This window comes from Rufibacter sediminis (genome assembly GCF_014269285.1).
Lineage (GTDB): Bacteria > Bacteroidota > Bacteroidia > Cytophagales > Hymenobacteraceae > Nibribacter > Nibribacter sediminis.
Map to the genome: position 1 here is coordinate 108,286 of NZ_JACOAF010000004.1, position 23,138 is coordinate 131,423.

A 23,138-nucleotide genomic window follows, 5' to 3' on the forward strand; every position below is an offset into this window, starting at 1 on the left:
GCCGGTTAGAAATAACCGGCCTTCTGTTTTATTCCCGTTTTGGGCCTCTTTTCGGAAAATAGGGCTTAAAACGGGAAGTGCGTTCGCCCGTTTTTTCGTAGGATACAGGAAGCAGGCTTAGAGCCAGCCAGAGAAGCTTTGGCGGCATGAAACCGGGCGAAACAGGTTCTGCTACATTTCTGCGGAAATACGGCTACCTTTGCAGGCAATTCAGAAAAGCAGTGCGGCTGCAGATCAACGCATAACATCCATGGAGAACAGAAATTACAGAGATAGAGAAGGCGGCGGAAAGCCAAGACACTACACCCAGCCCAAGGTAGATAAAATGGAGATGGTGTTCGGCCTCCGGCCGATCCTGGAAGCCTTGCATGCCGGCAAGACCATGGAGAAAATCTACCTGCTCAAAGGCACCAAGCACAGCATCAGCCAGGAGATCACCGAGCTGGCCCGTGAAGCCCAGATTCCCATCTCTTTGGTCCCGAACGAGAAACTTGACCAGCTCACCCGCAAAAACCACCAGGGCGCGGTGGCCTATCTGTCCGCCATTTCCTATTCTCCCCTGGATGAGATTGTCGCCTCGCTTTTCGAGAAAGGCAAAGATCCCTTGCTGTTGGTGCTGGACCGCATCACCGATGTCCGGAACTTCGGTGCGATTGCCCGGAACGCCGAGTGTATGGGCGTGGACGCCATTGTGATTCCCAGCCGCGGTGCCGCGCAGATCAACGCCGATGCCCTGAAAACCTCGGCCGGTGCCCTGAACCTGATCCCGGTTTGCCGCGAGCCTAACCTGAAAGATACCCTGCACTTCCTCAAGCAGTCCGGCATCAGAGTGGTGGCCTGTACCGAGAAAGCCGATGATAACCTCACCGATGCGGCCGTAGATTTAACCGGTCCCGTGGCAGTACTGATGGGCAGCGAAGAAGACGGCATCTCCCCCGAATACCTGAAACGCGCCGACGTGCGGGTGAAAATCCCGATGCTGGGACAGGTGCAATCCCTGAACGTATCCGTGGCCAGCGGCATCATCCTGTACGAAGCCCTGCGCCAGCGTCAAGCCGAATAGCCCCACAGCGTTTGATCGTTGACGAAAAGCGTTTCGGGCCTGTTTTCCTAAAAGCAGGCCCGAAACGCTTTTTTTGTGCGTGCAGTTTTTTTACTTCCGAGGAAGTTGACAGCTCTTTGTGCCAGCGGGTTTGTAAAGGGAGGAGAACCGCAAGAGAATAGCTGCCTTGTTGCAGAAACGGAATAAGAAGTAGCTGTTTGAAACGACTTAGTACTTGTTGGTGATAACACCAACAAGGGCGAAGAAGGCTAAAGTGCACGGTAGAGTAGAGTAGAGTAGAGTAGAGTAGAGTAGAGTAGAGTAGAGTAGAGTAGAGTAGAGTAGAGTAGGCGGTTTGAACCTGTTTTGGGCTTGTTTTCAGAAAAATAGCTCTAAAACACTTTCTACACGAACGTTCATGTTGCGCAAGTTGCCCAAGTTGTTCGTTCATCCTCGCACCATCCTTGAGCTTTCCCGCCCTTCAGGCTGATAATGCATCGATAGACAAACGAAGGCTCCCTGATAAAAAAGCCGGAATGGGAAAGGTGATTCTCCGCTGTAGGTGTTGTGCGAACAAGCTGCTCAAACGTCTTTTCGTAGGGTTGGTGCTTGCACCTCACACTTTCGCCCTTGTTGGTGTTATCACCAACAAGCACTAGGTCGTTTTAGACGTTAAGCGACAAACGAAGCCCCGCTGGTGAAAAGCAGAAATGGGAAGAAGGAAGCAGCCTTTCCCTCACCAACTGGGTCTTCTATAGTAAAGGATCGTTATGAAAAATAAGCTACTTCTCCTGTTTTTGCTATTCCTCTCATTCTCCTGTTTTGACAAGGAGGAGGAACCCGCGGTGTTACCCAGCGGCACCTACACCGGAACCTTCCAGCGCTCCAGCCCCACCGCCGATTATCCATCCGCCGAGGTGACGTTGGTGCTGGAAGGCAACTCTTTTTCGGGCAGTAGCAACCTGGCGAAATACCCGGCCATTGGCGGAGGCACTTACCGCGTGGACGGATTGGAGGTGGTATTTCAAAACACTTCTCTCTGGACCGCCGAATTTGACTGGACCCTGATTCTGGACGGAGCCTTTGCGCTGAGCACGAACCCATCCGGCGAAGTGACCCTTACCCGCAAACGAGGTGACACCACTGATGTGTACCGCGTGGTACGGCAAACAGAAACCCGATAAATATTCCCTTTGCATAAAAAAGCGGGGCACCCTGAACTCAGGGTGCCCCGCTTTTTGCTTGGCGTGTGACTGCTAAATAAAATTCTGGCCCTTCATGGCCTTGGCATCGGCTACAAAGTCTTTCACTTTCTGCTCGTCTTCGCGGCGGCACACCATGAACACGTTGTCATGGGCGGCCACAATGTAGTCTTCCAGGCCTTGCACCACCACCAGTTGATCGGGTGGGGTTTTGATGATGCAATTCTTTACATCGTAGGCCAAGACGTTGCCGTCTATGACGTTGCCTTCGGGGGTTTTCTCTGACAGGCTGTAGAGGGAATCCCAGCTGCCCAGGTCAGACCAGCCAAAATCACCCAGAATTACAAACACGTTGTCGGCTTTCTCCATGATGCCGTAGTCAATGGAGATGTTGCGGCAGTGGGAGTACGCCCGGTTGATGAACTGTTCTTCCTGATCGGTGTCCAGCACCGGAATGCCTTCGTCAAAGGTCTCGGCCATGTCGCCCAGGTACTGGTGGAACGCTTTTACAATGGCCTGGGCATTCCAGATGAAGATACCGGCATTCCAGACAAACTCGCCGCTGTCCAGAAACATCTGGGCAATCTCCAGCGAGGGCTTCTCGGTGAACGTTTTTACTTTCTTTAGGGCCTTGCTCTCGTCGTCAATGAACTGGATGTAGCCGTAACCGGTATGGGGCCGGGTGGGTTTGATGCCCAGCGTCACCAGAATCTCACTGTTGGCCGTGGCGGCCAGCGCTTCTTTTATACACTTCTTGAACGACTCTTCGCGCAGGATCACGTGATCTGCCGGCGCAATCACAATGTTGGCGGTGGGGTTGCGCTTGGCTATTTTAAAGCAGGCGTAGGCAATACAGGCGGCGGTGTTCCGGCCGATGGGCTCTTGCAGAATCTGGTTGTCAGACAAGTCGGGGAGGTGCTCCCGCACCAGGTTGGCATAGTCGCGGTGCGTGACCACGAAGATGTTCTCCGGCGGGCAGATTCCTTCAAAGCGTTTGACAGTGGTCTGGATCATGCTTTCGCCAATGCCCAGTACATCATGGAATTGTTTGGGATGGTTCACTCGGCTGAAAGGCCAGAAGCGGCTCCCAATGCCTCCTGCCATGATCACTACATAGGTATTGTCGTTCATTTTATACTAATCCTTCTTTTAGTAAATCATGCAGGTGCACAAAGCCGGCGAACGTGCCGCTTTTGGTGACGATGAGTTGCGTGATGTTCTTTTTCTGCATGGTGACTAAGGCTTCTACGGCATATTCCTCGCAATCGATGGTAAGCGGCGACGGAGTCATAATGTCGGCGGCCTTAATTCCCGTCAAGTTGTCAAAGTTGGAGAGCATGCGCCGCAGGTCTCCGTCGGTGATTATACCGGTTAAGTTACCAGAATTATCCAGAACCGCAGTAGCCCCCAGGCGTTTTGAGGAGATTTCGATGATGATCTCCTTCAAGGTGGCGTCGGTCTTTACCTGCGGAGCGGCGTTCAGGCTGTAAATATCGCCTACTTTCAGGTACAACCGCTTGCCCAGCGAGCCGCCCGGGTGCAGCGCGCCAAAATCCTCTTTGCTGAAATTGCGGGACTCCAGCAGGCAGACGGCCAGGGCATCGCCCAGGGCTAGGTGGGCCGTAGTGCTGGTGGTAGGAGCCAGGTTGTTGGGGCAGGCTTCGCGCTCAATGGTAGCATTCAGCACAAAATCGGCTTGGTGCGCCAGGTAAGAATCTACGTTGGAGACCAGCGCCGCCAGCTTGGTGCCCTTGCGCTTGAGCAGCGGCACCAGCACTTTAATCTCGGGGGTGTTGCCGCTCTTGGAGAGGCAGATCACGAAATCATCGGCCTGGATCATGCCCAGATCCCCGTGGATGGCATCGGCGGCGTGCATGAAAAGGGCCGGGGTGCCGGTGGAGTTGAGCGTGGCTACAATTTTAGTGGCAATGTTGGCGCTTTTTCCAATGCCAGTAACCACCACACGGCCTCTAATGGCCAAAATTGCCTCCACGCAGGCCTCAAAATCCGCGTCAATATAGTCGGCGAGTTGCAGAATGGCGGCGGCTTCTTCTTGCAACACTTTTTTTGCGGTGCTTTTGATATTTTTCGTGATATTCAAGTTAGATTTGTATTAGACAAGACAACAAAAGAAAGTACAAACCCTTGTTTCTCGACAACAAGCATATTACATGTTAGTAAAACAAGAATCATTAAAGAACAAATTAAAGGAAGTTTTCGGCTATAGTCAATTCAGGGGAAACCAGGAGGCGATTATAGAGAACATCATGTCCGGCAAGAACACCTTTGTGATCATGCCTACTGGTGCCGGAAAATCACTTTGCTACCAGCTTCCGGCCCTGGCCATGGAGGGGACGGCGATCGTGATTTCGCCCCTTATCGCGCTGATGAAGAACCAGGTAGATCAGCTGAACGCGTTTGGCATCAACGCCCAGTTCCTGAACTCCACGCTCTCCAAGGCCGAGATGAACAAGGTGAAGAAAGAAACGGTAAGCGGCGAGGTGAAACTCCTGTACGTAGCCCCGGAATCGCTTACCAAGGAAGACACGCTTGATTTCCTGAAACAGGCCAAAATCGCGTTTGTGGCCATTGACGAGGCCCACTGTATCTCAGAGTGGGGGCATGACTTTAGGCCCGAGTACCGTAAAATCAGGGGTATTATTGACAACATCGGCAATCTGCCCATCATTGCGCTCACGGCCACGGCCACGCCCAAGGTGCAGCTGGACATCCAGAAAAACCTGCAGATGGATGATGCCTCGGTGTTCAAGTCCTCTTTTAATCGTACAAATTTGTACTATGAAGTGCGACCCAAACACAACACCAAAAAACAGCTGATCCAGTACATCAAAAAGCACAAAGGCAAAAGTGGAATTATCTACTGCCTCAGCCGCAAGAAGGTAGAGGAAATTGCCGAGCTGCTGCAGGTGAACGACATCAAAGCCTTGCCGTACCACGCCGGACTTGATTCGCACGTGCGCATGGCCAACCAGGACGCGTTCCTGAACGAAGACGTAGATGTGATTGTGGCCACGATTGCCTTTGGCATGGGGATTGACAAGCCCGATGTTAGGTTCGTGATCCACTACGATACCCCTAAATCCATTGAAGGCTACTACCAGGAAACCGGCCGCGGCGGACGCGACGGGCTGGAGGGAAACTGCCTCATGTTCTATAGCTACGATGACATTGTGAAGCTGGAGAAATTCAGCAAAGACAAGCCCGTCACCGAGCGCGACAACTCCAAGCTGCTCCTGCAGGAGATGGCCTCCTACGCTGACTCGGCGGTGTGCCGCCGGCGGCAGCTGCTGCACTACTTTGGCGAGCAGTATGACAAAGACTGCGGTTTCTGTGACAACTGCGTGCATCCCAAAGAGAAGTTTGAGGCCGAGCAGGAACTGACTTACGCCCTCAAAGCGGTGGTGCAGACCAACCAGCGCTTCCCCATTGACCACCTGGTGCACGTGCTCATCGGGTTAAAAGACCAGTACGTGGAAAGCTACAGCCATGACCAGCTGGAGGTGTTTGGCGTGGGCAAAGAGCAGGAGCCCCAGTTCTGGAACTCCATCATCCGGCAGGCGCTTTTGTTTGACTTTTTGGAAAAAGACATCGAAAACGTAGGCACGCTCAAGATCACCGAGAAAGGCGAGAAATTCCTGAAAAGCCCGCACGCCATCAAATTCGCCAAAGACCACAACTTTGACGAGGAAGTGCAGCAGGAAGAAGAGAAAGAGGAAACCCAGGCCGCGGCCGGGCATGACGCCGTGCTCTTTGACATGCTCAAGGCCCTGCGCAAGAAGCTGGCCAAGGACATGAACCTGCCGCCGTACGTGCTGTTCCAAGACCCGTCCATCAAAGAGATGGCTACCACGTACCCCACCACCAGAGAAGACCTGGCGCACATTGCGGGCGTGGGCATGGGCAAGGTGCAGAAGTTCGGGAAGCCGTTTTTGGAGCTGATTTCCAAATACGTGGAGGAAAACGACATTGTCACCGCCGCCGATGTGGTGGTGAAAACCACGGTGAACAAGTCCAAGCTCAAAATCTACGTGATTCAGCAGATAGACAAGAAAATGGACCTGGAGGAGATTGCCAACTCCAAAGGAATCACCATGTCTGAGCTGATTGAGGAGATTGAGCACATCTGCTACTCCGGCACCAAGCTGAACCTGGACTACTACATTGACGGCGTACTGGACGAGGACCGTCAGCAGGAAGTGATTGACTACTTCATGAGCTCCACCACAGACAACATGGCTACCGCCATCAAAGAACTGGGTACCGATGATTATACTGAGGACGACCTGCGCCTCATGCGCATCAAATTCCTCTCTAAATACGCGAACTAGTTTCAGCCAAAGACAGAAAAGCAGGTGAGCCACCTGCTTTTCTGTTTCAGATAAATGGCACCATTTTAGTGGTGTTTTATGTAAAAGAGCCCCAAAACGGCGGCACCAAAACCATAGATCCTGCTTGAGCGCCGCTCAAGTATAAAGCATGCCTGTATGAACGTACTGATAATTGGAGCGGGCGGCCGTGAGCACGCCCTGGCCTGGAAAATTAGCCAAAGCCCTTACGCTGAGAGAATCTTCGTAGCCCCGGGGAACGCCGGCACCGCCCAGATTGCCACCAACGTAGACATTTCCATCACCAACTTTGAGGAGCTGGCCAAGTTCGCCACTGATTTCAACATCATGATGTTGGTGGTGGGCCAGGAGGCGGCGCTGGTAGAAGGCATCGCGGATTATTTCGCGGAGCGGGAGTTCTTGCAGCACATTCTGGTGGTTGGTCCGCAAAAAGCCGGCGCCCAGCTGGAAGGCAGCAAAGATTTCTCCAAGCAGTTCATGCTTAAGTACGGCATCCCCACGGCCCGTTACCAGACCTTCACCGCCCAGGAGTTTGACCAGGCGCTTACGTACCTGCAGAACCACCCTTACCCGGTGGTGTTGAAAGCCGATGGCCTGGCGGCAGGCAAGGGCGTGGTGATTGCGCAGAACGTAACCGAAGCCACCGAGGCCATCACAGGCATGCTGAAGAACAACAAGTTTGGCAGAGCCGGCAGCAAAGTGGTGGTAGAGGAGTTTCTGCAAGGCATTGAGCTCTCGGCGTTCATCCTCACCGATGGCAAAGAGTACGTGCTCCTGCCCGAGGCCAAAGACTACAAGCGCATTGGCGAAGGCGATGCCGGCCTGAACACGGGCGGCATGGGCGCGGTTTCCCCCGTTCCGTTCGCCGATGAGGCCTTCATGAACAAAGTGCGTGCCCAGGTGATTGAACCCACCTTGCAGGGCTTGCAGCAGGAAGGCATCCCGTACACCGGTTTCCTGTTCATCGGGCTCATGAACACCAACGGCGAACCGTACGTGATTGAATACAACGTGCGTCTGGGCGACCCCGAGACGGAAGCCATTCTGCCCCGCATCAACTCAGATCTGTTTGAGCTGTTCAAGGCGCTGCACGACCACGAACTGGGCCAGTTCCAACTGGACATCGACCCTCGCTCCGCGACCACCATCTTCCTGGTGTCAGGCGGGTATCCAGAGGATTACGAGAAAGGAAAAGAAATTCAGGGCCTGCAGACGGCCCTGCCAGAAAACACGCTCTGCTTCCACGCCGGTACCAAGCAAACGCCTTCTGGGCAGGTGGTTACTGACGGAGGACGGGTGATTGCCGTGACCGGATTGGGCCAGGACATGGAAGAAGCGCTGGAGAAAGCCAACGCCGCCGCCGCCCAGATCACCTGGCAAGGCCGTAACTTCCGGCGAGACATCGGGTTTGACCTGAAACGGTACTTGGCAGAACGCATCTAAACCGCTTCGTAGCTGCTTTTTTCCAGGAGAACGCCCTGACATGTTTTAGGGCCAATTTCCTGAAAACAGGCTGAAAATGACAAAGGCTGGCCCTCGGGCTGGCCTTTGTCATTTTTTGTGGGGGCAGATGAGCGTGAACTTTGCGGCAGATTTCCGTAAAACACATCTCAACAACATCCTTTACCCATGTCCCTTCAACCTGACTATACCACCGCCGCCGAAGCCGTTAAACTGATCAAATCCGGAGACCGGGTGTTTGTGCACGGAGCCGCCATGACGCCGCTCCGGCTGGTGAATGCCGTTTCTGCCCGGGGCCCGGAGCTCCGCGACGTAGAGTTCATCCACATGCACACCGAGGGCCCCGCACCCTACACATACCCAGAGCATGCCGGCAGTTTCAAGACCAACGCCTGCTTTGTGGGCGGCAACATCCGGCAGGCCCTCAATGAAGGCACCGCCGATTATATTCCCATCTTCCTGAGTGAGATTTCGCTGCTATTCCGGCGCAATATTTTGCCCCTGGATGTGGCCATGGTGCAGGTCTCGCCGCCCGATGCGCACGGCTTCTGTACGCTGGGCTCGTCTGTGGATGTGGCTTTGTCAGCGGTGGAGACGGCGAAGATTCTGATTGCCGAGGTGAACCCGCGGGTGCCGCGCTCACACGGCGACGGGATTGTGCACATCAGTAAGTTCCACGCCAAAGTGTGGTCAGACGAGCCGTTGCCCGAGCACGCCAGCAAAGCCAGCGGCGAAGTAGAGGTGCAGATTGGCCGGCTGGTGGCGGAGCTGGTAGAGGACGGAGCTACCCTGCAGATGGGCATCGGGGGCATTCCGGATGCGGTGCTGCAACAACTGGGCAACCACAAAGACCTGGGCATCCATACTGAAATGTTCTCGGACGGCATTATCCCGCTGGTGGAGAAAGGCGTGATTACCGGGGCCCGCAAGCGCGTCCTGAAGCACAAGATTGTCTCCTGCTTTGTGAACGGCTCCCAGAAAGTCTTCGATTTCCTGCATGACAACCCATCGGTGGTGATGAAGGAGACGGTTTTCACCAATGACACGGCCATCATCCGGCAGAACCCCAAGGTGACCGCCATCAACAGCGCCATTGAGGTGGACCTCACCGGCCAGGTCTGCGCCGATAGCATTGGCATGTACCAGTTCTCGGGCGTGGGCGGCCAGATGGACTTTATGCGCGGTGCGGCGCTGTCAGAAGGCGGCAAACCGATTATCGCGCTCCCGTCCATCACGAACAAAGGCGAATCTAAGATTGTAAATGTGCTGAAGCCGGGAGCCAGCGTGACCACCACCCGCGCCCACGTCCGCTACATTGTCACCGAGTTCGGAATTGCGGATCTGTACGGCAAGAACCTTCGGCAACGCGCCAAAGCCCTGATCAATATCGCGCACCCCACCCACCAGGAAGAACTGGAACGTTTGGCCTATGACCGCTTCAAGGTCCTGTAGGATAGTTGCTGGTGGCTAGTTATCAGTTATTAGTGGAGGAGTGTATTGAGAGAGGTTAAGTTCCTTGCTAAAAAGAAAGCTGTCGCAGCCAGCGAAGGAAGGGCATGAGGTGATATAAGCCTGGCTAACTCTGCCACACGCTGGCGCGAGTTTGCAACTCGTGCCTACGGATGAAGGGTAGTCTCTGACTACCCTCGCTGCTCAGCAGCGAAAACCGCTTTGCTGATCATCTTTTATGCAAATCTCATTTCAGGCATGCGCTTTCCGTTTTGCGTCTATTTTTGAGAAATCGACCTGAAAACGGGAATACTTACTACGGCCCAGATTTACTTCCAGGCCATGGATTGACTTATTAGACCTGTGAGGTTTTCAAAGCCGCACAGGTCTTTGCGTTTACCGCCTGTTTTCAGGAAAACAGTCTTAAAACAGAACGGCCTGACTTCTCTAAGTCAGGCCGTTCTGTTTTATAAGAAAGCAAGCTACAGATTAGCAATACTCTTCAAAGGCACCTTGCAGGTTGTCTACAATGCGGGTCAGGTCATTGCCTTCAATGTGATGACGCTCAATTACGTGCACCAGCTCGCCGTCTTTGAACAACGCGATGGAAGGAGAAGACGGAGGATACGGGAGCATGAACTCGCGTACTTTGGCTACGGCTTCGGTTTCCATGCCCGCGAAAACAGTCACCAGTTTAGAAGGCTTCTGCTCGCTGCTGGCCACGGCCATCTTCAGGGCCGGACGGGCTTTGGCGGCGGCGCAACCGCACACGGAGTTAACGGCTACCAGCACGGTGCCTTCTTTCTGGGTCAATACAGACTCCACTTCTTCGGGCGTCATTAGTTGCTCAAAGCCAACGGAGGTCAGGTCTTCCCGGATAGGAGCGACCATATATTCAGGATACATTGCCATGGGTATGGATGAATTAAAAGGTGAAATCTTGTTTCTGGGGTAAAATTACAAAATCAACCGTAAAACACCGCAGGTAGCTTTCTGGTTTCCAAAAGCATACTAATTCTCTGGCTAGATAGCGGGGTGACACGCTGGGCCAGATTAAGCCGACGCGTTCTTTCAAGCCAAAGCGGCAATCATGCGCAGGAAGCGCACTTCACGGAAAACTTTTGCGGGAAAGCTAGAATAGGTTTTAGAGAAGTGTTACCTTTGTACCGCAGAACAGGTCAATGTAAGCTCTTTCGCTTCTGAATTCCTCTAAAAGGAGGGAGGGGAGCAGAAAGGCGATTAAATTTGCTGAAGTTTCTTGGAATTTATCTGGCAAGCTTGTAGTTTTGCAAACTCATTTAGAATCAGAGTCAAAAGCATTTATCTATATTCACAACCATGGCTAACCATAAGTCAGCATTAAAAAGAATCAGATCTAACAACGCGAAACGCTTGCTGAATCGCTATCAGGCGAAAACGACCCGTACCTTTGTAAAGCGTTTAAAGACCACAACCGACAAAGCCGAGGCGCAAGAGCTGTTCAAGACGGTATCTGGTATGCTGGACAAGTTGGCCAAGAAGAACGTGATCCACAAAAACAAAGCAGCCAACAACAAATCGAAATTGGCTCGTTTCGTGAATAACTTAGCTGCCTAGTCTTTTAGGTAGTATTTATATTCTTGGGTAAGTATCAGAAGCCTTGCGATAAGCAAGGCTTTTTGTGTTGCAGCTCTTTCTGATTTTAGCCTCTTTTCAGGAAAACAAGCACAAAACGACTTATGTCTGGTGATGCGGTAGTAAATGCGATTTGCGGTTTTTAGATTCCGCTACTTCCTGGCAAATTAAGCTAATCAGATCATAAAAGCAGAAGGCCAGTCTCTGGGAGGAGACTGGCCTTCTGCTTTTATCAAGACTGGATGTTGCCTCCAGCTATTTCTGGTTCCTAGTGTACCACGCTCAGCTTGATCATGTTGGCACGTTTCTTCTCCATTACCGGCATAGAACCGATGTTGATGAAGATGTCAGCGGTTTTCAGGTGGCCTTCTTTTACCAGGATCTCCTTCAGGTCAGCGATGGTCTCATCCGTAGACACGAAACGGTCATAGTAGTAACCTCTGATACCCCACACCAGGTTAAGGGTATTCAGGAGCACGCGGTTATCGGTGAACACGAAGATATCCGCCTTAGGGCGATGCTTGGCCAACTGGATAGCGGTGTAACCAGACTTGGTTAAGCAGATCAGGGCGCGGGCATCGGTGTCACGCGCCAAGGTCACGGCGCTGGCTACCACGGTGTCGTTGTAGAAGGTGGCTCCCTCTTTGTTGAACACGAAATTGCGGTGGAAAACCGCCGCCTGCGTCTCAACCGACTGGATGGTGCGCGTCATGCTCCGGATGGTCTCAATAGGGTAGGCACCGGCAGCCGTTTCGGCAGAAAGCATCAGCGTATCGGCGCCGTCCATTACCGCGTTGGCCACGTCATTGGTCTCGGCGCGGGTTGGGCGAGGGTTAGTGATCATGCTTTCCATCATCTGGGTAGCCACAATCACGGGTTTGCCCTGCGCGTTGCATTTCTCCACAATCATTTTCTGCAGCATCGGCACGCCTTCCATGCCCACTTCCACCCCAAGGTCACCCCGGGCTACCATTACGGCATCAGTGGCTTCAATGATGGAGTCAATGTTGCGGATAGCCTCCGGTTTCTCAATCTTGGCCACCACCTTGGTATCTTTGCCGCGCTCGGCAATGATGCGTTTGATCTCGTGGATGTCCTCTACCTTTCTTACAAAGGAAAGCGCCACCCACTCCACATCGTTGTCTAGGCCAAAGTGCAGGTCCTGAAGGTCTTTCTCGGTGAGCGAAGGAGCGGTTACCACGGTGTCTGGCAGGTTCATGCCTTTGCGGGGTTTTACCACACCGCCGTACACCACCTCGGTGATTACCTCGTTCACGCCGTCGGTGCTGAGCACGCGTACCTCCAGTTTACCATCGTCAATCAGGATGGCATCGCCGGGGCGTACGTCCTGGGCCAGGCGGGCGTAGCTGTGCGACAGGCGCTGGGGAGTACCCATGGATTTGTCGCAGACAAACGTGAGTTGCTGGCCTTCTGCAATCTCAATGGCGCCGTTCTCCACATCATTGATCCGGATTTTAGGCCCCTGTAAGTCTTGCAGCAAGCATATATTGAAGCCTTCTTCGGCGTTGATGGCGCGAACGTGCTCAATCACCTTCAGGTGCTCGTGGTGAGCGCCGTGGGAGAAATTCAGGCGAAAAACGTCTACCCCTTCCTGGATCAGGGCGCGCAGGCGCTCAGGGGTGTTGCTGGCCGGGCCAACTGTTGCAATAATCTTGGTCTTGTTGAAATTGATAGCCATTAGCTAAAAAAGCAGGTTTTCTTTATAACGTAAACAATGAGGGTCAAAGGAACGCACGTACTGCACCAGCGGCACGGCATTGAGGGTCTGCAGGAGCTCTTGCTGTAAATGGCTGAGCCCGCCAGACACCTGTATCACATAATCATATTCTTTGATGTCGGGGATCAGAAAAGGGGAGGCCAGGGTGCTGGTGCCCACTGAGCGGTTCCGGAACAAGCGCAGCGTGCCGTGCTCGGCGCGGTGCAGGTAGTTGGAGATGATCAACCGGCCTTTGTTCAGAAAGTCAATGCAGAGGTCGGCCTGTTTCACCAACCGGATGCGGAAATACTTGTTCAGCGCCCAAGCTAACGTATGTTCTTTACTAGAGGACACCACGCCATACAAGTCGAAATCAAAATCGTATTCAACGTCTAAACGGAAAGATTTCATGCGTTGCGGTACTCTTGGGTAAGTGAAAAGTTGGGTTGGCAATTTAAAGAAGACAACTGGAAACTCAAGTGAACTTTTTAGAAAAGAATCAGAATAAAACAATCTCTTGTGATTTGTTTGATTTTGTGTCGCCAAATCTATTTCTTTGCACTGTGTTTTAAAAAACTTCTAAAAAAATGTCAGAAATCGCAGAAAAAGTAAGAGCTATCATTATTGACAAATTAGGCGTTGAAGAATCTGAGGTAACGCCTGAGGCTAGCTTTACAAACGACCTGGGTGCCGACTCTCTTGATACAGTAGAATTGATCATGGAATTCGAGAAAGAATTCAACGTGTCTATTCCAGATGATCAAGCCGAGAACATTGCAACGGTAGGCCAAGCGATCAGCTACCTGGAAGAGCACGCGAAGTAATCTCCTCCCTCTTTTTTCTTCTATCGATCCAATTTTACCTAATCAATATAGGTTCTTCCCCTCTACTAGCAGCGTATGGAGCTTAAGAGAGTTGTTGTAACAGGCCTAGGCGCGCTCACCCCAATTGGTAAAACCGTGGCAGAATACTGGCATGGGCTTTCCAATGGGGTAAGCGGCGCGGCGCCTATTACTCGCTTTAATGCCGGTAAGTTTAAAACCCAGTTTGCCTGCGAGATCAAAGGCTACAATCCAGAAGACTACTTTGAAAAGAAAGAAGGTAGAAAGATGGATTACTTCACCCAGTTTGCCCTTATTGCCAGCAATGAAGCCATTGCCGACTCAGGCATTCTGGAGAATGTGAACAGAGACCGCGTAGGCGTGATCTGGGGCTCTGGCATTGGCGGTTTGAAGACTTTCCAGGATGAGTCCATTCAGTTTGGCTTAGGAGACGGTACCCCACGGTACAATCCCTTCTTTATCCCTAAAATGATTGCCGACAGTTCCTCCGGCAACATTTCTATCAAGTACGGTTTCAGAGGCCCTAACTTTGTAACCACCTCTGCCTGCGCTTCTTCTTCAGACTCTATTGTGGCTGCTTTGAACTACATTAGACTGGGCATGGCCGATGTGGTGGTGACCGGCGGTTCTGAGGCAGCGATCACGGAGTCTGGTATTGGCGGCTTTAATGCCCTCAAAGCCATGAGTGAGCGGAACGATGATCCTTTGACGGCCTCCCGGCCGTATGACAAAGACCGTGATGGTTTTGTGCTGGGTGAAGGTGCCGGTGCGCTGGTGCTGGAAAGCTATGAGCACGCCAAAGCCCGCGGAGCCAAGATTTACGCCGAGGTGATTGGCGGTGGCCTGTCATCAGATGCGTACCATATCACAGCCCCAGACCCTAACGGCGAAGGCGTAGTGCTGGTGATGCAGAATGCCTTGCGTGATGCAGGTATTACCCCAGACCAGGTAGATTACATCAATACCCACGGAACCAGTACACCGCTTGGTGATGGGGCCGAGGTGACCGCAATCCAGAAAGTTTTTGGAGAGCACGCCTATAACCTGAACATCAGCTCTACCAAGAGTATGACCGGGCATTTGCTGGGTGGTGCAGGCGGCGTGGAGGCAGTAGCGGCTATTCTGGCTATCCAGAACGGCATTGTTCCGCCTACCATCAACCACTTCACCGATGATGAAAACATTGATCCTCGCCTGAACTTTACCTTTAACGAGGCTCAGAAGCGCGAAGTAAACATTGCGTTAAGCAATACCTTCGGATTTGGCGGACACAACACCTCTGTGATTTTCAAGAAATTCGCTGAATAGCAGTGAGCCCGATCAGACCGGTCTTTCGCGCAATCCACAAATTCTTTTACAAAGACAAAGCTTTTGTAAACGCCATTACCCATATCACGGGAATGGCGCCAGACAATCTGCACCTATATCAACTGGCGTTTACGCATACCTCGTATGTGCGCCAGAATCTGAATGGCAGCCAGGAAACCAACGAACGGTTGGAGTTCCTGGGTGATGCCATTCTAGGCGCGGTCATTGCCGAATACCTGTTCAAAAAATACCCCTACAAAGACGAAGGTTTCCTGACCGAAATCCGGTCCCGCATGGTGAACCGTGAGTCTTTGAACAGCCTGGCCGTAAAGGTGGGCCTGCACTCGCTCATCAAAGTAGACAATATCTCCGGCGTGACCCGGCACAAGTTCATCAACGGAAACGCCCTGGAAGCCCTGGTAGGCGCCGTGTATCTGGACAAAGGCTACGAAGACACCAAACGCTTCATCTTGAAGAAACTGGTCAAACCACACTTTGACCTGCACCAACTCACCACCACCACCAGCAATTTCAAGAGCAAACTCATTGAGTGGGCGCAGGGCCAGAACCGCAGCATCCGGTTTGAGATTGTAGGGCAGAAACAGAGCGGCTCCACTACTGAGTTCACGGCCGCCGTGGTGGTAGACAATGACATCATTGCCAGCGGCAGCGGTCTTTCCAAGAAAAAAGCCGAACAAGCCGCCGCCGAGAAAAGCATGGAAGTGCTGAAAGCCACCGGCATCAACCTCCCTTAATTCCCTTCTCCGTTTTAGGCCGCTTTTCCTGAAATCGTCCTCAAAACAATACTCCAACCCGTTGACAATTTTCTTATGGGGGTAATCCCCTGTGATTGCCCTTCTATTGCATCGTAACAAAACGTGCAAGGGCAACCACAAGGGATCGGCCTACATTTTCGTGCCGTTTCGGTTACTGGTGGAGTGGCTCTTCTGCTGAGTTTTCTCCGTATTTCTTGGTTGTACGGACCAGGTTCTTAGTTTTGTGGGCGTGTGGCTGCGTATTTGCCGTAGCCTGAACACCGCGTATTTTAACTCGCAAGGCCGTTCTTGCGTTAAAAAGGCCAAAACCCAACCTACCTATGAAACTTGCCGGCGCCGCCCTCAACCAAACTCCCCTGGATTGGGAAAATAACCTCCGCAACATCAAAACCGCCATTGAACAGGCCAAAGCAGAGAACGTGGACATCCTGTGCCTCCCCGAAATGAGTATTCCGGGGTACGGCTGCGAGGATCTGTTCCTGAGTGAGTGGGTGAGTGTAGAGTGTTTTGAGCGCCTGCTGGAGATAAAGGAGTGGTGCGAGGACGTGATTGTCTGCGTGGGCCTACCCATCCGGCTGAACAATACCACCTACAACACCGCCTGCGTCATCAAGAACAAGGAAATTCTGGGCTTCACCGCCAAACAGTTTCTGGCCAACGACGGTGTGCACTATGAGCCGCGCTGGTTCAGCTCCTGGGTGCCGGATACCGTGGAGCAGTTTGAGGTACAGGGTCAGACGTACCAGATTGGGGACATTATTTATGAGCACCAAGGAGTGAAATTCGCCTTTGAGATCTGCGAAGATGCCTGGCGCAATGAAAACCGGCCCGCCTATCGGCACAAGCCCAAAGGCGTTCAGCTCATCATCAACCCCAGCGCCAGCCACTTTGCCATGAGCAAAACCGATGTGCGCTACCATCTGGTGGTAGACGCGTCGCGGCAGTTTGAATGCACCTATCTGTACGTGAACCTGCTGGGCAACGAGGCAGGCAAAATGATCTACGACGGCGAAATTATTATCGCGCAGAACGGGAATCTGCTGCTGCGCAATCAGCTGCTTTCGTTCAAGAGCGTCGATTTTGAGTGTGCCGAAGTCTCTTTTGAAACCCCGCTGCCGCCGGTGGAAATGGATCTGTTGCCGGTAGACGAGAACATGGAGTTCATCTCGGCCATTTCGCTGGCCCTTTTTGATTATCTGCGCAAAAGCCGGAGCCGCGGGTTTGTCCTCTCGTTAAGCGGCGGTGCCGATTCTTCTTTGTGTGCCGTGGCCGTGGCCGAGATGGTGCGCCGGGCTGTGGAGGAAATCGGGCTGGAGGAATTTGCCCAGAAAACCAACAGCCTCACGCCCGAGGAGATTGCGCAATACAGTCAACTGACCATCACCGAAGTCAGAAACATACTGGTGGGCAAATTACTGGTCACCGCGTACCAGGGCACCGTCAACTCCTCAGATGATACCTACCGTTCGGCCGAGGAGCTGGCCAAATCCATTGGCGCGGTTTTCTATAACTGGACCATTGACGAGGAGGTGAAAAGCTACCGGGGCAAGATTGAGCACGTCATCGGCCGCGAGCTTACCTGGGAGCAGGACGACCTCGCGTTGCAGAACATTCAGGCTCGCGTGCGGGCCCCCGGTATCTGGATGCTGGCCAACCTCAAGAATTCGCTTCTGTTAGCCACTTCTAACCGCTCAGAGGCCAGTGTGGGGTACGCCACCATGGACGGCGACACGGCAGGTAGCATTTCGCCCATCGCGGGCGTCGACAAAGCCTTCATCCGGCAGTGGCTGGTGTGGGCGCAGTTGCAGCTGGGCTACGAAGGGTTGCAGTATGTGAACAACCTACAGCCTTCGGCGGAACTGCGGCCCCTGGAGAACACCCAAACCGATGAGGAAGACCTCATGCCGTACCCGCTCCTGAACCAGATTGAGCGGCTGGCGTTCTATGATCGGCTGTCGCCGAAGCAGGTGTTTGAGAAACTGAAAGGCACTTATCCAGACGATCAATTACGCCAGTTCATCCAGCGTTTTTACTCGCTCTGGAGCCGTAACCAGTGGAAACGCGAACGTTACGCCCCCGCCTTCCACCTGGACGACTACAACGTGGACCCGCGCAGCTGGCTTCGGTTCCCTATCCTCAGCGGCAGTTTTCGGCAGGAACTGAGCGAACTGGGTTGATTTGGAAATTTGGAGATGTGCTAATGTACTGATTAGAAGATGTGCTGATTAGGACTTTGGTAACGCTTCTGTTTTGGGGCTGTTTTCTGAAAAGCAGACCTTAAACAGAGATTCTTGTCAACAGAATGAGCTACTATGGTGCGGAAATTACTTCCGTGCCTTGCTAAACAGTACCTGTAGGTGCCGGGGCGTTTAGGGGCTGTTTTTTAAAAAACGGCTCCTAAACGCCTCAGTGCTATCAGACAATTTTTTTGTGCAGGCTTTATGGAAAATCTGGAATGTCCGCCTTCTTTCAATACGCTGGAGCGCAAGGCGTGGGAATTCGCTGTGGCCGCCCACGGCGAGCAGCGGCGCAAATACCACAATGAACCGTACGTGAAGCACCTGGAGCGGGTAGCCCAAACGGTGATGGCCTATGGCGGAACCACCGGCATGGTGATGGCCGCGCTGCTGCATGATGTACTGGAAGACACGCCTGTGACCGAACAAGAAATGCTGGCGTTTCTGGAGGAAGCCTGCGACGGTTCCATTGTGAAACCCACGGAGGTGCTGGAGATGGTGGAAGAACTCACCGACCAGTTCACCAAACAGCAGGCTCCCGGTTATAACCGGAAACGGCGCAAACAGATGGAGGTGGAACGGCAGGCGCATATCTCGGCCCGGGCCCAGACCATCAAGCTCGCCGACATCATTGACAACACCCGTGACATTTTGGAACACGATTTCAGCTTCGCGCGCGTGTATATTCCGGAGATTGTGGCGCTGCTGGAAGTACTGAAGAAAGCCGAGCCGTTCAAGCTGTACCTGTTGGCCTGTTATGAGGTGCAAAAAGCGTTGTTTGCCTTAGAGGAGCGACGGGAGCGACCTTCCTGGGAAGCGCCAGAAGCGTAATTGCGTTTAGGAGCCCTTTTTGGAAAAACAGCCCCTAAACGCAATTTGCAGGGAAAGACAAATGAACAGCGTTAAGGTTTCGTCCTGAACCTTATCTCATACGAGTCCAGAGGTTTGCCATCGGTGGCCCTGAAACCACTTATCTTGAAACTGTAAGAACGGCCCGGTTTAAGGTCCACTTTATACCCATAGGATTTCATGTCTGGGGAGAAACCCACGCGGCCTACCACGGGGAACGACGCTTCTCCGCCAGAGCCGTAATCCGCTGCCTGAAAGCGCAGCATTTGGGAAGAGAATTCCAGACGTATCTCCTTCACGGTAGCGTCTAGCACACTATCTGCCCCCGCAAAAGGAATGATGCGCGTAATAACTGGTTTTTGCGCCGCATAGGCCTTGCGCAGCTGGGCTTTATTGATGGGCTCCTGGTAAAATTTAGATTGGGTCAGGAAAGCTTCTACCGCGGCGTCATCGTCATACTGTAGTTCAATGATTTCTTTGATGGCTTGCTGTTTGTTTTTGGCCTGGGCATAATACGCTTTACAGATGGCATAGCCCATGAAGTAGCCGAGGTCAGGATGTGGATCGTTCCGGTTGTAGAACCAGTTGCCATCCCAGGTCTCAAACATCTCTGCCTTGAATTTCTCCTTCAACTCAGGCAGGTGCGCCGGGCCATATTCCATGTAGGGGAGCGGCATGGTTTTGCCGGTCACCAGTTCCGTCATGAAGTCACAGGCACCTTCCATAAGAGCAGTGCCCAACAGCATATTGCCCAGGCATTTCTGCTGGGTGTGCACATACTCATGCACGTTCAGCGGAATCATGTTCTGGAATGGATTAGTGGAGTAGTATTGGCGCAGGAAAGTCTGTAGGTTTTGGGGCAACTCAGAGACGTCTACCGAAGCATTGCCGGTGACCAGTTCGGCCCCAACCAGCACCAGGCTGTCCTTGTATGTTCCGCTGGTCCGGAAAACCCCGATGGCGAAGTAGATAGTCGCGGGTTTGAGCGGCGGGTAGAGTTGCTGGAGTTTCTTCAGGTGCGGCTCCAGCCCGTCGGCCCCGGATTTGGCCAGTTGGGTACGGGGCCTGAGGGAGTTCCAGAATTTCGGGTATTTTCTGATGGCGTTTACCCATTCCTCGGGCTTGTAATTCCTTACCTCCCTCATGGCTTTTAGGCCGGGCGTGCCTTTATCCAGGTACAGCGTTTGCAAGTAATGCAGCTGCTTTACGCTGTCCTGAGTGGTGCGCATGCTGTCATAGGCCACCCAGAAATTGTCAACGTCGGTGGTAACAACGCGCTGCGCTTTTTTCTGCGCGAAGCCCACCGCAAGGGCGAAGAGGCTGAGGGCCAGGGTGGCGAAATATCGTTTCATGCAGGGATAAAATAGAAGATAAAATAAAGCTATGTAGAGTGTTTTTTTGCCTTTGATGCAAGCGTTTGCTTAGGCCTTTTGAAGGTTTCTATTTAGAGGCTGTTTTCAGAAAAGTAGCTCCAAAACGGGAGTACAACAAGTCGCCCGCATCAGGATAAACTTTCTAATTAGCCGGTAAATAAGAAGCTCTTAATGGGTTTAATATCAAGATTATAACGGTCAATGCAAAATGCGTTTAGAGGCCATTTTTCAAAAACAGCCTCTAAACGCATCTCAGAGAAAAAGCAGCTTATTTACCGCCGCCCATGGCATCATCGTTCTGGATGGATTTCTTCTGGCGCTGGGCCGAATCCATTTTCCCGAAGCTGTAGTTAAACGTGACGCCAATCCGGCGGGCGAAATTCGCGTTGATGGATTCCTGCACGAAAGCAGGGGTGTTGATGGTAGAGGTGAACCGGAGGGTTTTGTTGAACGGGTTGCCCACGTTCAGGCTCAGGCTGGCCTTGTCTTTCAGGAATTTCTTCTTTATAGACACGTTGCTGAAGAAGTAACTCCCCCACTCACCCTGAGCCGTTTGGGTGGGGGAGTTGTAGTTGCCGTAGAATTGCGCCGTAATGCCTTTGCTGAACTCATAGCTGGTGTTCAAACTTAGGTTGTATTGCAGCCCCGAGTTAGACAGGGTTTCGCCCTTCAAATCAACGTAGCTGAGGTTGAAGTTGGGGCTGATGCTCCACTTAGGCACGGGCTTGGTAGAACCCGATAAGCTCACTCCGTACACTTTGTTTTTGGCGATGTTTTCTGGGGTGGTCAGAATCACGTTAGGGCCCGCCTCGCGGTTAATCTGCTGAATGGCGTTGTCGGTTTGGCGGTAGAACAGCGAGGCGTTGATGGAGGTGGTCTTGAAGTAGGTGTTGTAGCCCAGTTCGTAGGCGTGGGTGAGCTCGGCGTCCAGCTCCGGATTGCCCTGGTACACGTTGTTGGGGTCTTCCTGCTGCATAAACGGGTTCAGATACCAGATTTGCGGCCGCTGAATACGCTGGGTATAGCTGGCCTTCACGGTATGAATCTGTTTGAACGTACGCGAGACGGTCACGCTGGGAATGAAGTTCTGGTAATCGTTCTTAAACGAGGAGCGCACCAGGTCGGGCTCATTTTTGGCGGTATTCAGAAACACGCCTTTGGTGTTGGTGAACTCGTAGCGGGAACCCAGGTTGAAGTTGTATTTCTTTTTCAGGCTGAAAGCGTAGGTGAGATAGGTGGCGTACACATCTTGGTCGAAGTCAAAATTACTGATGGCCAGCGAATCGGCTTTGCCGGGCCTGAAGAAATTATACTGGGCGTTGCTGGTGGCATCGCGCAAGATGGACTTGAGCCCTAGCTCCAGCCGGGACGCGTTTTTGAAGGTCTGGGTGTAATCTAGCTGAAACGTTTTCTCGCGGTTAGGCGCATCATTGTCGTTCAGCTGTCGCGACACGAAAGCATTCTCCAGCGTCATGATGCTGTTGTCATAGATGTCATGCGAATTGCCGCGGTTCACCTGGGCCAGCACAGACAGTTCCTGCTGCGGTTTGAAGGTGTGCGTGTACCCGAAGTTCATATCCAGGCCCGAGCCGTTCCACCGGTTGTTCAGGTCATAGAGCTGGATGCCCCGGTTGTCTTCCGTGCGCTGGAAACGGGTGCCTCTAAATCTGTTTCTGTATGTGCCGAACTCCAGGTTGAAGGTGTTCAGCGTGTCTGGGTCAAACGTAAACCCCAATTGGCTGTACAGACCGTTGTTCAACTGCCGCGAAGTTCCTTCCTGGCGCAGGTAAGAGATATCGGCCAGTTTAGGCGTGCGGGTTAGCGAAGCTTCACTATGGTTGTTGTTGCCGTACAAGCTGAGGCTGGCATTGGCCCCAAACTTACCCCGGCGGGCATTGAGGCTGCCATTGGTATACCGGCCCCGGTTACCTGCCGTTGCTGAAACCTGCCCATTCACGCCTTGCAGGCTGTTCTTCTTGGTGATGATGTTGATGATGCCGGCGGTGCCTTCGGCGTCATACTTGGCCGAGGGGCTGGTAATCACTTCTACGTTCCGGATGATGTCAGAGGGAATTTGCTTTAAGGCTTCGGCCAGGTTGTTGGCCAGAATGCTGGAGGGCTTTCCGTTAATCAACACTCGCAGGTTGGAGCTACCGCGTAATTGCACGTTGCCATCGGCATCTACCGTCACCGACGGTACTTTCCTGAGCACGTCTGAGGCCGTGGTGCCTTGGTTGCTGGCATCGTTCTCGGCGTTGTACACCAGCTTGTCACCTTTGTCTTCCACCAGCGGTTTCTCGCCCACCACGGTCACTTCCTTCAGTTTGGTGGCGCTCGCTTTTAACCCGATGTTCGGGAAATGCACCGTCTTGTTGGCCTCCGTAAGGGAGAAAGCCGGCAGCGTTTTGGCATCAAATCCCAAAAAACTGACCGAAAGCGTATAAGTGCCGTGGGCGACATTGGGAAGGGTGAACTGGCCCTGGGCATTGGTGATGGTCCCGTCTACGGGCTTGCCGCTGGCCGCACTGATGAGCGAAATAGTGGCAAACTCCACGGGCTTGGCCGAGGCCGAATCTACCACTACGCCCGTCACCTTACCACCGCCCGCGGCCGCCGGTGCTGTTTGCGCGAGCAAGTTAGAAGAGAAGCAACAAAGAAAGAACAGCAAAGAGAGGAGGGAAAGACGCATAGAGTGGAGGATAAAGTTTGGCTGTTTGGTTTGGCAGTTGCTGACCTATGGCTGTTTCGCGGGAGGGGTGCTTTCCTGAAAACGGGCCATAAACGGCATTATGAAATTGAAAAAGAGCAGTGTCGCTTGCGCAGCTATCCAATAGATGAGAGACCTCCCCCAAGGGTTGCTTCACCAGCCAATAATATTTTACTTTTGTGATATTTTCCGGA

Annotated in this window: 18 protein-coding genes; 11 read left to right on the plus strand and 7 right to left on the minus strand. The window is 52.8% G+C overall.

Going from position 1 to position 23,138, the window contains the following annotated elements:
- Positions 1–250: 250 nt before the first annotated feature.
- Complete coding sequence (gene rlmB, locus H7U12_RS02115) at positions 251–1,063, plus strand: 23S rRNA (guanosine(2251)-2'-O)-methyltransferase RlmB (RefSeq protein WP_186632137.1); 813 nt, start codon at positions 251–253, stop codon at positions 1,061–1,063.
- Between the two features lie 749 nt (positions 1,064–1,812).
- Complete coding sequence (locus H7U12_RS02120; protein WP_186632140.1) at positions 1,813–2,226, plus strand: hypothetical protein; 414 nt, start codon at positions 1,813–1,815, stop codon at positions 2,224–2,226.
- A gap of 72 nt (positions 2,227–2,298) precedes the next feature.
- Here H7U12_RS02120 and H7U12_RS02125 read toward each other — a convergent pair whose 3' ends face one another.
- The gene (locus H7U12_RS02125; protein ID WP_186632143.1) at positions 2,299–3,375 is read right to left on the minus strand and encodes a mannose-1-phosphate guanylyltransferase; all 1,077 of its coding nucleotides are present in this window, start codon (positions 3,373–3,375) and stop codon (positions 2,299–2,301) included.
- Between the two features lies 1 nt (position 3,376).
- A complete protein-coding gene (locus H7U12_RS02130; RefSeq protein WP_186632146.1) occupies positions 3,377–4,345 on the minus strand; it encodes a KpsF/GutQ family sugar-phosphate isomerase in 969 nt (322 codons plus the stop codon).
- Positions 4,346–4,415: 70 nt separating this feature from the next.
- On the opposite strand from H7U12_RS02130, the gene recQ reads away from it, so the two are divergent.
- From recQ to H7U12_RS02145, 3 genes are all read left to right on the plus strand, one after another.
- Complete coding sequence (gene recQ / locus H7U12_RS02135) at positions 4,416–6,593, plus strand: DNA helicase RecQ (protein ID WP_186632150.1); 2,178 nt, start codon at positions 4,416–4,418, stop codon at positions 6,591–6,593.
- Between the two features lie 156 nt (positions 6,594–6,749).
- On the plus strand, positions 6,750–8,054 hold the full coding sequence (gene purD, locus H7U12_RS02140; protein ID WP_186632153.1) for a phosphoribosylamine--glycine ligase: 1,305 nt from the start codon (positions 6,750–6,752) through the stop codon (positions 8,052–8,054).
- 186 nt (positions 8,055–8,240) lie between these two features.
- Positions 8,241–9,524 carry an acetyl-CoA hydrolase/transferase family protein gene (locus H7U12_RS02145; RefSeq protein WP_186632156.1) on the plus strand — a complete coding sequence of 428 codons (1,284 nt, stop codon included), beginning with the start codon at positions 8,241–8,243 and terminating at the stop codon, positions 9,522–9,524.
- A 486-nt stretch (positions 9,525–10,010) separates the two neighbouring features.
- On the opposite strand, the gene H7U12_RS02150 is transcribed toward H7U12_RS02145, so the two are convergent.
- Positions 10,011–10,427 carry a BrxA/BrxB family bacilliredoxin gene (locus tag H7U12_RS02150; protein ID WP_062545952.1) on the minus strand — a complete coding sequence of 139 codons (417 nt, stop codon included), beginning with the start codon at positions 10,425–10,427 and terminating at the stop codon, positions 10,011–10,013.
- Between the two features lie 432 nt (positions 10,428–10,859).
- Between H7U12_RS02150 and rpsT the strand changes: the two genes are divergently transcribed.
- Positions 10,860–11,117, plus strand: coding sequence for a 30S ribosomal protein S20 (gene rpsT, locus H7U12_RS02155; RefSeq protein WP_149092485.1), 258 nt, complete (start codon positions 10,860–10,862; stop codon positions 11,115–11,117).
- Positions 11,118–11,403: 286 nt separating this feature from the next.
- On the opposite strand, the gene pyk is transcribed toward rpsT, so the two are convergent.
- Together pyk and H7U12_RS02165 are read right to left on the minus strand one after the other, a co-directional pair.
- Positions 11,404–12,834: a pyruvate kinase gene (pyk, locus tag H7U12_RS02160; RefSeq protein WP_186632159.1), complete on the minus strand. Its 1,431-nt coding sequence runs from the start codon at positions 12,832–12,834 to the stop codon at positions 11,404–11,406.
- Positions 12,835–12,837: 3 nt separating this feature from the next.
- Positions 12,838–13,263 carry an IPExxxVDY family protein gene (locus H7U12_RS02165; RefSeq protein ID WP_186632162.1) on the minus strand — a complete coding sequence of 142 codons (426 nt, stop codon included), beginning with the start codon at positions 13,261–13,263 and terminating at the stop codon, positions 12,838–12,840.
- Positions 13,264–13,439: 176 nt separating this feature from the next.
- On the opposite strand from H7U12_RS02165, the gene H7U12_RS02170 reads away from it, so the two are divergent.
- From H7U12_RS02170 to H7U12_RS02190, 5 genes are all read left to right on the plus strand, one after another.
- The gene (locus H7U12_RS02170) at positions 13,440–13,676 is read left to right on the plus strand and encodes an acyl carrier protein (RefSeq protein WP_048919546.1); all 237 of its coding nucleotides are present in this window, start codon (positions 13,440–13,442) and stop codon (positions 13,674–13,676) included.
- Between the two features lie 75 nt (positions 13,677–13,751).
- Positions 13,752–15,002 carry a beta-ketoacyl-ACP synthase II gene (gene fabF / locus H7U12_RS02175; RefSeq protein ID WP_186632164.1) on the plus strand — a complete coding sequence of 417 codons (1,251 nt, stop codon included), beginning with the start codon at positions 13,752–13,754 and terminating at the stop codon, positions 15,000–15,002.
- Between the two features lie 92 nt (positions 15,003–15,094).
- The gene (gene rnc / locus H7U12_RS02180) at positions 15,095–15,757 is read left to right on the plus strand and encodes a ribonuclease III (RefSeq protein ID WP_186632167.1); all 663 of its coding nucleotides are present in this window, start codon (positions 15,095–15,097) and stop codon (positions 15,755–15,757) included.
- A gap of 341 nt (positions 15,758–16,098) precedes the next feature.
- Positions 16,099–17,955 carry an NAD(+) synthase gene (gene nadE / locus H7U12_RS02185; protein WP_186632170.1) on the plus strand — a complete coding sequence of 619 codons (1,857 nt, stop codon included), beginning with the start codon at positions 16,099–16,101 and terminating at the stop codon, positions 17,953–17,955.
- Between the two features lie 264 nt (positions 17,956–18,219).
- Positions 18,220–18,846 (plus strand): HD domain-containing protein, encoded by a 627-nt coding sequence (locus H7U12_RS02190; protein WP_186632173.1) that lies wholly within the window; start codon positions 18,220–18,222, stop codon positions 18,844–18,846.
- Positions 18,847–18,917: 71 nt separating this feature from the next.
- On the opposite strand, the gene H7U12_RS02195 is transcribed toward H7U12_RS02190, so the two are convergent.
- A complete protein-coding gene (locus tag H7U12_RS02195) occupies positions 18,918–20,216 on the minus strand; it encodes a hypothetical protein (protein ID WP_186632176.1) in 1,299 nt (432 codons plus the stop codon).
- 289 nt (positions 20,217–20,505) lie between these two features.
- Positions 20,506–22,926: a TonB-dependent receptor domain-containing protein gene (locus H7U12_RS02200; protein WP_186632179.1), complete on the minus strand. Its 2,421-nt coding sequence runs from the start codon at positions 22,924–22,926 to the stop codon at positions 20,506–20,508.
- Between the last annotated feature and the right edge of the window lie 212 nt (positions 22,927–23,138).

Bases quoted from the DNA above. Each gene is read 5' to 3' on its own strand.
- nadE (WP_186632170.1), top strand. From the start codon at position 16,099: ATGAAACTTGCCGGCGCCGCCCTCAACCAAACTCCCCTGGATTGGGAA.
- rlmB (WP_186632137.1), top strand. From the start codon at position 251: ATGGAGAACAGAAATTACAGAGATAGAGAAGGCGGCGGAAAGCCAAGA.
- fabF (WP_186632164.1), top strand. From the start codon at position 13,752: ATGGAGCTTAAGAGAGTTGTTGTAACAGGCCTAGGCGCGCTCACCCCA.
- H7U12_RS02195 (WP_186632176.1), bottom strand. From the start codon at position 20,216: ATGAAACGATATTTCGCCACCCTGGCCCTCAGCCTCTTCGCCCTTGCG.
- H7U12_RS02170 (WP_048919546.1), top strand. From the start codon at position 13,440: ATGTCAGAAATCGCAGAAAAAGTAAGAGCTATCATTATTGACAAATTA.
- rpsT (WP_149092485.1), top strand. From the start codon at position 10,860: ATGGCTAACCATAAGTCAGCATTAAAAAGAATCAGATCTAACAACGCG.
- purD (WP_186632153.1), top strand. From the start codon at position 6,750: ATGAACGTACTGATAATTGGAGCGGGCGGCCGTGAGCACGCCCTGGCC.
- H7U12_RS02145 (WP_186632156.1), top strand. From the start codon at position 8,241: ATGTCCCTTCAACCTGACTATACCACCGCCGCCGAAGCCGTTAAACTG.
- H7U12_RS02190 (WP_186632173.1), top strand. From the start codon at position 18,220: ATGGAAAATCTGGAATGTCCGCCTTCTTTCAATACGCTGGAGCGCAAG.
- H7U12_RS02165 (WP_186632162.1), bottom strand. From the start codon at position 13,263: ATGAAATCTTTCCGTTTAGACGTTGAATACGATTTTGATTTCGACTTG.
- H7U12_RS02125 (WP_186632143.1), bottom strand. From the start codon at position 3,375: ATGAACGACAATACCTATGTAGTGATCATGGCAGGAGGCATTGGGAGC.
- H7U12_RS02200 (WP_186632179.1), bottom strand. From the start codon at position 22,926: ATGCGTCTTTCCCTCCTCTCTTTGCTGTTCTTTCTTTGTTGCTTCTCT.
- rnc (WP_186632167.1), top strand. From the start codon at position 15,095: ATGGCGCCAGACAATCTGCACCTATATCAACTGGCGTTTACGCATACC.
- H7U12_RS02150 (WP_062545952.1), bottom strand. From the start codon at position 10,427: ATGTATCCTGAATATATGGTCGCTCCTATCCGGGAAGACCTGACCTCC.
- pyk (WP_186632159.1), bottom strand. From the start codon at position 12,834: ATGGCTATCAATTTCAACAAGACCAAGATTATTGCAACAGTTGGCCCG.
- H7U12_RS02120 (WP_186632140.1), top strand. From the start codon at position 1,813: ATGAAAAATAAGCTACTTCTCCTGTTTTTGCTATTCCTCTCATTCTCC.
- recQ (WP_186632150.1), top strand. From the start codon at position 4,416: ATGTTAGTAAAACAAGAATCATTAAAGAACAAATTAAAGGAAGTTTTC.